Here is an 8,605-nt window from a genome sequence, read left to right as displayed (position 1 = left end):
CCGTATCGCGCCGAGGACGTGTGATCGACCAACGCCGCTGCGGTGAGCAGCGCCTCGGCCATCGTCGACGCGCCCGACGGGGTGGCCCCGTCGATCGGGTCACGAGGCCGGGTCACGAGAGTCTCGGCATCGTCGGCGGTGTCGAACCACGCGCCGACGTCGTCCGGGTCGGCGAAGTGGTCGATCGCGGCATCGACGATCGACGTCATGCGCTCGGTCCAGACCGTGTCTCCGGTGGCCTGGAACAACGCTGCCGCCGCGACGGCGAGAGCCGCGTAGTCCTCGAGCACACCGGTGGCCTCCCCGACTGCACTGCCGAGTGAGGCGCGGCGGACTCGGCCCGACTCGACGTGGCCGGCGAACAGTTGCTCGCCGCACTCGACTGCCGCGTCGACCCATCGCGGTTGTCCCAACCCGGTCCCGGCCTCGACCAACGCCGTGATCGCCAACCCGTTCCACGCGGTGACGACCTTGTCGTCGCGGCCCGGTTGCGGCCGAGTCGCGCGAGCGGCGAACAACGTGCTGCGCACTCGGGCGAACCGGTCGTAGTCCTCGGGTTCGGCGGGCAGCTGCAAGACCGACATGCCGGCCTCGAACGTGCCTGCCGAGTTCACCGCGAACAGCCCTGCTGCCCACACACCGTCCTCGAAGCCGAGTGTCTCGGTCAGTTGCTCCGGAGTCCACGCATACGTCAGACCCTCGATGCCCTCGGTGTCGGCATCGAGTGCCGACGCGAAACAGCCGTTGGCCGTGCGTAATTCACGCAGCATGAACTCCGCGGTGTCCGACGCCACCCGCCGGGCGAGCGCATCGTCGTCGACTCGCGCTGCGTGCGCGTAGAACCGCAACAGCAGGGCGTTGTCGTAGAGCATCTTCTCGAAGTGCGGGACGATCCACTCGGCATCGACGGAGTAGCGCGCGAATCCCCCGCCCAGCTGGTCGTAGATACCCCCGCGGGCCATGGCCGACGCGGTTCGGCGCACGACGCCGAGAACCTCGGTGTCGCCGGTGCGTTCGTAGTGCCGAAGCAGCCCTTCGAGCAGCGCGCCGGGCGGGAACTTCGGTGCTCGGCCGAAGCCGCCGTAGAGGGTGTCCTCGTCGGCGCAGATCGCGGAGACCGAGGCCGCCAATGCATCGGCGTCGATCGGGCGACCGCCTGCGGGCACGCCTGCGCTGTGTTTGCGAAGTTCGGTGACGATGTCGGCGGAGGCGTCGAACACCTCCTGTCGCCGCGTCGACCAGGTGTCGGCGATCGCGGTGAGCAACTGCTGGAACGACGGCATTCCCTGACGCGGAGCCGGCGGGAAGTAGGTACCGCAGTAGAACGGTTCGGTGTCGGGGGTCAGAAAACACGTCATCGGCCACCCGCCCTGGCCGGTCATCGCGACGGTGGCGTTCATGTACACCGCGTCCAGGTCGGGTCGTTCCTCGCGATCGACCTTGATGCACACGAAATGCTCGTTCATCAGCGACGCGGTCGCCTCGTCCTCGAACGACTCGTGTGCCATGACATGGCACCAGTGGCACGCCGAGTATCCGATCGACAGCAGGATCGGAACATCGCGATCGCGAGCGGACTGCTGTGCCTGCGGTCCCCACTGCTGCCAGTGCACCGGGTTGTCCGCATGTTGCTTCAGATACGGGCTGGTGGACTCACCCAGGGCATTGGCGTCGAGCATCAGGGCTCGTCGGAGACGACGGGTTTGGTTCAATTCTGATCCGGCGGAAACGGATCTGCCAACCCGCCGCGATCGGTGCCCTCGTCGAGAGCCTGATCCAACGTCGGATCCTCCTGCTCGAAGGTGGCGGGCAGACGCTTGATCTTCTTGTTCATGGACCAGATCAGCAGTGCCGTTCCGACCAACAGCGCGACCAGGATCACCAGACCGATGGGCGAGGACTTACCGAATTCGGGACCGGTCGGCTGCTGGGCGAGGATCGAAACGATCATTTGTCGGTCTCTTCTATTCCGGCGAACAGGTCCGTCTCGGGCAGCGACGTCGTGACCCGAGTGCGGGCCAGCTCGAACTCTTCGGTGGGCCACAGCTTGCGCTGCACGTCCAGCGGCACGGCGAAGAACGAGCCGTTGGGATCGATCTGCGTCGCGTGTGCGCGTAGGGCGTCGTCGCGCTGCTCGAACCAGTCACCGACGGTGACCTGAGTGGTGATGCGGCCGATGATCTCGTCGCGCTGGCCGTCCCACCGCTTCAGCCAGTCCACGAACGGGCTCTCCTCACCGCGGTCGATGAACCAGTCGTGGAACAGCTGCATGCGCTTACGAATGAAGCCGTGCGAGTAGTACAGCTTGAGCGGAGTCCAGGGCTCACCGGCGTCGGGGAAGCGTTCGGGATCGCCCGCTGCCTCCCATGCCGCCATCGAGACCTCGTGGCACCGGATGTGGTCCGGGTGCGGGTACCCGCCGCGTTCGTCGTACGTGGTGATGACGTGCGGCTTGAACTCGCGAACCACCTTCACCAGCGCCTCGGTCGAGACCTCCAACGGGACCAACGCGAAACAGCCGTCGGGAAGCGGCGGGAGCGGATCGCCCTCGGGCAACCCGGAGTCCTCGAACCCGAGCCACGTCTGCTGCACGCCCAGCACTCGGGCGGCCTCGGCCATCTCCTCACGCCGAACCTCGTGGATACGCTCGTGCACGCCCGGAATGTCCATCGCCGGATTGAGGATGTCTCCCCGCTCGCCACCGGTCAGGGTGACGACCAGAACATCGTGTCCTTCGGCCGCGTAGCGAGCCGTTGTCGCAGCGCCTTTGCTGGATTCGTCGTCGGGATGGGCATGCACTGCCATGAGCCGCAGTCCGGACACGTTCTTCCTCACCTCGGATTCGCCTGATTCTTGCCTGCCCCTATAGTTCCATCTGACGCCGACAGGCCCCCAGCGGCACCCCCGAATCGATCCCGAGAGCGGCCATGACCAACGCACTTCCCGCAGGTAGATACCCGTCGGGTTCAGGCCCGAGCGGTATTCGACAGGCCCCCAAACGTGCGACGAAGATCGCACTGGTGGCTCTGGTCCTGCTGGTCGGGCTGGGCGTGGCCTACTACGCGTACAGCAAGTTCTCGGTCAAACCGATCGAGGGCAGTCAGCTCTCGTTCGACATCGTCGACGAGGACACGATGTCGATCCGTTTCAGCGTCACCCGGCAAGATCCCGAGCAGCCCGCTGTCTGCATCGTCCGCGCTCGCTCGCGCGACGGCTCCGAGACCGGCAGGCGCGAGGTGTACATCCCACCGGAGTCGGCGTCCACCACCGTGGAGATGACCACAGAGGTGACGACGTCGGCCGCCCCTGCCGTCGGCGACGTCTACGGCTGCACCCTCGATGTTCCCGAATATTTAAGAGCCCGATAGGCGAACTGCCTGTTCGTGGTAAGGTCGGGTCATACACGGCCACCGCAGAAGGTGCCGTGTATTGCTGCATTGCGGGCAGGGTTCACCTGCGAACGATGACGACGGCTCCAGGATGTGGGCCGACCAAGGGGATCCAACCATTGGAGTCCCCTGTTCGTTGCGTGCCCTACCTGCTCAGAAACCGGAATCCGAGCTCGAGATTCCGACTACGAGGGAGTGATCGAGATGACCGAGACCCAGGTGACCTGGCTTACCCAGGAATCACACGACAGGCTCAAGAGCGAACTCGACCAGCTCATTTCCAATCGCCCCGTCATCGCCGCCGAGATCAACGAGCGTCGCGAAGAGGGCGATCTGAAGGAGAACGGCGGCTACCACGCTGCGCGCGAAGAGCAGGGCCAGCAGGAAGCACGTATCCGCCAGCTGCAGGAGCTGCTCAACAACGCGAAGGTCGGCGAGGCACCCACCCAGTCCGGCGTCGCTCTGCCCGGCTCGGTCGTCAAGGTCTACTACGACGGCGACGAGTCCGATACCGAGACGTTCCTGATCGCCACCCGCGAAGAGGGTGCCCGCGACAACAAGCTCGAGGTGTACTCCCCCGCGTCACCTCTGGGCGGATCGCTCATCGACGCCAAGGTCGGCGACACCCGCGAGTACACGTTGCCCAACGGCAAGACCATGAAGGTCACCCTCGTCAGCGCGGAGCCGTACCACACCTAGGCCTGCTCACGAGAAGACATGAAAGCACCCCCGGTCGCCGAGCGACCGGGGGTGCTTCTCTGCGTGGATGTCAGGCGGTCATCGTCTTCTGGTACTTGCGCACCGACAGCGGCACGAACACCACGAGCATCAACACGACCCAGATCAGGGTGTAGAGCACGGGGTTCTGCAGTGGCCACACCTCCGGCGGCGGTGCCATCGGGTTGGTGTTGCCGAACTGCTCTCGCACCGCCAACGTCACCGACGAGATCGGATTCCACTCCGCGATCGTCTTGAGCACGGCGGGGAAGTTGTCGATCGGGACGAAGGTGTTGGCGATGAACGTCAACGGAAAGATCACGATGAACGACGCGTTGTTGAAGATCTCGGGCGACCGCACGATCAGACCAACCAGGGCCATCACCCACGAGATCGAGTACGCGAACAACAGCAGCAGCACGTACCCCAGCAGAGCATCGAAGAACGAGGACGTGATGCGCCACCCCACGAGGAGTCCGGTGAGCGACATGATCGTGATGGTGACGAGGTTGTTGCCCACATCTGCTGCGGTCCGCCCGATCACCACTGCCGATCGTGCCATCGGCAACGACCGGAACCGATCCATCACGCCCTTCTGCAGATCCTCGGCCAGCGACGACCCTGTGAGCGAGGCACCGAAGATCATCGTCTGTACGAAGATGCCGCCCATCAGGAAGCTCTTGTAGTCGATTCCGGGGACGTCGATCGCACTGCCGAAGACGTACGCGAACAGCAGGACGAACATGATCGGCGAGAGCGTCGCGAAGAACAGTAGGTCTGGAACTCGCTTGAGCTTGATCAGATTTCGCTTGGTGATGATCGCGGAATCCAGAAGAACGTTGCTCATTTCTCTTCCTCCGCCGTCTCGGGTTCGCCGGTGGTCTGACCGGTCAGACTCAGGAACACATCGTCGAGGTTCGGCCGCCGCAGACCGACGTCGACCACTCCGATTCCGTTGTCCTCCAGCTGGGCCAGCGCCGTGGACAGGTCCTTCGATCCCCCGTTGACGGGCATGACGATCCGGCCCACCTGATCGTCGAGGGTGGGTGGCTCGACGCCGATCGGAGCGAGGATCTGCATCGCTCGCTCGGCCTGGGACCGATCGGTCAACACGAATTCGACTCGCTCGCCGCCGGTTTGGGCCTTGAGCTCGTCGGCCGTGCCACGCGCGATGATCTTGCCCTTGTTCAGCACGATGATCGAATCGGCCAACCGGTCGGCCTCCTCCAAGTACTGAGTGGTCAGCAGAATGGTCGTGCCGTCGCGAACGAGATCTGCGATGAACTCCCACATGGTGATTCGACTACGTGGATCGAGCCCGGTGGTCGGCTCGTCGAGGAACACCACCCGTGGTCGACCGATCAGGCTGGCCGCGATGTCGAGTCGCCGACGCATACCTCCCGAGTACTGCTTGGCCGTCCGGTCGCGTGCGTACTCCAGATCGAATCGCGCGAGCAGTTCGTCGGCCCGCTTCTTGGCCTCGGCCTTGCGTAGGCCGAACAGTCGGCCGACCATCTCGAGATTCTCGTACCCGGTCAGGTACTCGTCCACGGCCGCGAACTGACCGGTCAGCCCGATCGTGCTGCGCACCTCGTTGGCCTGCGTCGCCACGTCGAGCCCGAAGATTCGGGCCGAGCCGGATGTCGCTTGCAGCAAGGTGGCGAGAATACGGACTGCCGTGGTCTTTCCCGCACCGTTGGGGCCGAGCACACCCAGTACCGTGCCCTCGGGAACGGTGAAATCGATCCCGTCGAGCGCGACGTTCTTGCCGTACCGAAGTACGAGGTCCTCTACTTCTATAGCGTTCGCCATGGCCCTCTCCCCGTTTCTCTACTGGTCGGTGTAAGGACTTCCGAACGCGTAGAGATTAACCGGTCTTGATCGGACCGGGCGTCCACAGACCCGAACGCTGGACCTCTTCTGCTGTGATCTGCGCCGCCTGCGCCGTTTCGTCGTACGGGATGTACTGCTCGATCGACCCCCAGTCGCGGTCCCAGTCGCCGTCGAGATACGACGGGATGGTGCGGGCGGAGGCGACGATGTCGATCCACCCGAGCGGCCCACCGCCGAAGTGGTCCTGCCACGCGTTGGTGATGACGGCACCGCTGCGGTCCGGCAGCACCCGGTACTGCGGAACTTCGGCAACCCCGAGGCGGTGATCGAACGGATGCTGGCAGGGGAAGTTGAAGCCGACCTCCCAGTCCAGCATCACCGGAGCGTCGCGGCCGACGACCTCGTTCAACGTCTGGGTACGCGGAACCCGCGGCGGGGTGATCGCCAACCACTGGTCGGAATCTCGATCGTTGTCGGCAACCACGAGCCGAATCGTGTTGGCACCGGCCGGAATCCGATCCATCGGAACACGCAGGTTGCGCCACGACGGCGTCGGGCCGATATCGATGGGGGTCACCCGCCCCTGCGCCTGCCCGTCGACTCCGTACTCGAGTTCGAGGCTCTGCCCGTACGTGACGATGCCGTCGGAGTCCACCGAGCGGATGCGTCCGGCAGCGGCGATCGAGATCAGATCGCCGGGATCGGCAGGCAGTGCATACCACCCGGTCGTCAGCGTGGCGTTGTCATCGGACCCGAACGAACCGAGCACCGGCACGGTGGCCGGATCCAATCCGAACGGCAATGCGCTACCGCCGGTTCCGGCCCCGGTGGTCGACGTCGGCTGCTGCTGCTCGTCGGTGTCGACGGTGTTCGAGGTACCCGACGCCGAGGACTCCTTGTCTGCGGTGAGGTCGCCCGCCACACCGTCGGGGGTGAACCCGTCGTTCTCTTCGCCCAGCGCAGCGAAGGCATCCCCGATGACCGGTTGCAGCACATCGGCATTGGGGTTCGTCTCGAGCAACACGTCGTTGGCGAGGCCGCACGTGTCGCCGGCAAGCGCCGAGAGATTCGATTTCGCGACCGAGTACGACGGCCACTGCGCCACAGCACCCTTGGCCATCGACGCGACGGCCACCAGCACCATCAGTGCTGCCCCGACAGCGATCGGCGGCACCGACCACCATCGCGCCATCGGTTTGTCGGTGCGCACGTACGGCGCGCGGAGATGGAACCAGACGGCTGCGAGCAACAGCAGCAGGGTCAGGCCGAGGAACATGGTCGAGATGCCGAGACCGGCAACGAGGATCGGCTTGTCCCAGAACGGAACTCCCCAGGCCGAGACGTACCAGTACCCGTTGGTTCCGGTGAACGCGACGGCCATCACGAACGAGACCGACGCGGCGAACAGCAGTCGGTTGCGCCGCGATCGCAGTACCGCCGCGCCGGTCGCCACGGCTGCGAGCACCGCAACCGATGCGGCGAGTCCGGCGAAGACCCCGAAGTGGTGGGTCCACTTGGTGGGGGTGATCATCATCAATGCCATAGCCCCGACGGTGATGCCGACGATCCGCCGAGCCGGTCCCGTTGCGGTACCGGGGATCTTGCCGCCCTTGCGCAGCATGGCGACGACGACCGCGATCAGCGAGACGATCATCACGAACACTCCGAAGCGGCGCGCGAGCGAGCCGTCGATGTCCATGTTCATCAGCCACTGGTAGCGCAGGTACTCGTCGAACCAGGCCTGACTCGGCCCGGCCGCGTTGTGCACCCGCTGCATCTCGAGCATGCCGGCCACGGTCTGGTTGCCGAATGCGAACACCAGAACCACCGTGCCCGACGCGATCAGCGGGGCGAGCAACGTCGCCGCGCCCAAGGCCGTGCTACCGAACTGCCGGGCCCGAGCGACGACGATCTGCAGCACCGGCCTGGCTCCGGCGATCAGCGGTGCGAAGCAGATGAAACCGGAGGGTCCGTGGGTGACCGTCAACGCCGCGATGAGTATCGCCGCGGCCGCGGGCAGCAACCTGCGGGTCGCGATCGAGCGCTCCACCGAACACCATGTCAGCAGTACTCCGAGTGCCACGAACGGCTCGGGGCGCAGGCCGTTGTTGTACGGCAGCCAGAACGCGAGCAGCACCAGCCCGCCCGTCCACAGGGCAGTCTTCGAGGCGCGAGCAGCAGCCCCGAACCGCGGAATCACCTCGCGGCTGATGACGAGCCACGCCACGACCGCGCAGATCAGCGTCGGCAGGCGCATCCAGACACTGGCCGTCGAGACGTGCGACATGATTCCGAACATGTCGTACAGCGGCGTTCCGAACGGTGTCTCGGGCACACCGAAGTAACGGAAGTAGTTGGCCATGTACCCGGCGTGATCGGCCGTACGCGCCATGCCCAGCTGGTAACCGTCGTCGGAGGTGTTCGCGCCGATCAGATGCCACACCAGCAACGTCCCGATCACCACCGCATCGGCAGCCCCGAACGTCCACCAGCGACGCGGCAGGAACCGTCGGGCACGTCGGCCGTCGGACAGGTCGAGGCGGTGCAGTGCCACCAGCGAGATGCCCGTGACGAGGACCCCGACGATCATCGCGAACCACTTCAGCGCACTGGGTGTGGACGAGAATCGACTGTCGAGCTGCGCTGTGAGGGTCAGATCGTCCACG

The 8,605-nt window shown here is 65.2% G+C and carries 8 protein-coding genes; 2 read left to right on the top strand and 6 right to left on the bottom strand.

Features of this window, described 5'->3' with window-relative positions:
* The 3 genes from A2J02_RS20525 to mca form a co-directional block, all read right to left on the bottom strand.
* Positions 1–1,679 (bottom strand): thioredoxin domain-containing protein (locus tag A2J02_RS20525; protein WP_068052823.1); only part of this gene is annotated, 1,679 nt, incomplete at its 3' end.
* 29 nt (positions 1,680–1,708) lie between these two features.
* Positions 1,709–1,951: a hypothetical protein gene (locus A2J02_RS20520; protein ID WP_068052820.1), complete on the bottom strand. Its 243-nt coding sequence runs from the start codon at positions 1,949–1,951 to the stop codon at positions 1,709–1,711.
* The gene (gene mca / locus A2J02_RS20515; protein WP_176460389.1) at positions 1,948–2,823 is read right to left on the bottom strand and encodes a mycothiol conjugate amidase Mca; all 876 of its coding nucleotides are present in this window, start codon (positions 2,821–2,823) and stop codon (positions 1,948–1,950) included. Before mca ends, A2J02_RS20520 begins: the two co-directional genes overlap by 4 nt.
* A 104-nt stretch (positions 2,824–2,927) precedes the next feature.
* Between mca and A2J02_RS20510 the strand changes: the two genes are divergently transcribed.
* Both A2J02_RS20510 and greA read left to right on the top strand, forming a co-directional pair.
* On the top strand, positions 2,928–3,368 hold the full coding sequence (locus tag A2J02_RS20510; protein WP_068052817.1) for a DUF4307 domain-containing protein: 441 nt from the start codon (positions 2,928–2,930) through the stop codon (positions 3,366–3,368).
* Positions 3,369–3,593: 225 nt separating this feature from the next.
* Positions 3,594–4,088 carry a transcription elongation factor GreA gene (gene greA, locus A2J02_RS20505; RefSeq protein WP_032394210.1) on the top strand — a complete coding sequence of 165 codons (495 nt, stop codon included), beginning with the start codon at positions 3,594–3,596 and terminating at the stop codon, positions 4,086–4,088.
* A gap of 70 nt (positions 4,089–4,158) precedes the next feature.
* Here greA and A2J02_RS20500 read toward each other — a convergent pair whose 3' ends face one another.
* The 3 genes from A2J02_RS20500 to A2J02_RS20490 form a co-directional block, all read right to left on the bottom strand.
* Entirely contained in the window at positions 4,159–4,953 is a 795-nt protein-coding gene (locus tag A2J02_RS20500) for an ABC transporter permease (protein ID WP_068052814.1), read from the bottom strand.
* The gene (locus A2J02_RS20495) at positions 4,950–5,918 is read right to left on the bottom strand and encodes an ATP-binding cassette domain-containing protein (protein WP_068052812.1); all 969 of its coding nucleotides are present in this window, start codon (positions 5,916–5,918) and stop codon (positions 4,950–4,952) included. Before A2J02_RS20495 ends, A2J02_RS20500 begins: the two co-directional genes overlap by 4 nt.
* Positions 5,919–5,973: 55 nt before the next feature.
* Positions 5,974–8,605, bottom strand: a 2,632-nt coding sequence (locus A2J02_RS20490; RefSeq protein WP_068052809.1) for an arabinosyltransferase, incomplete at its 5' end; no start/stop codon positions are given.

The sequence above is a fragment of the Rhodococcus sp. EPR-147 genome, assembly GCF_001647185.1.
Lineage (GTDB): Bacteria > Actinomycetota > Actinomycetes > Mycobacteriales > Mycobacteriaceae > Rhodococcoides.
This window is presented reverse-complemented; position numbering and strand designations above follow the sequence as displayed.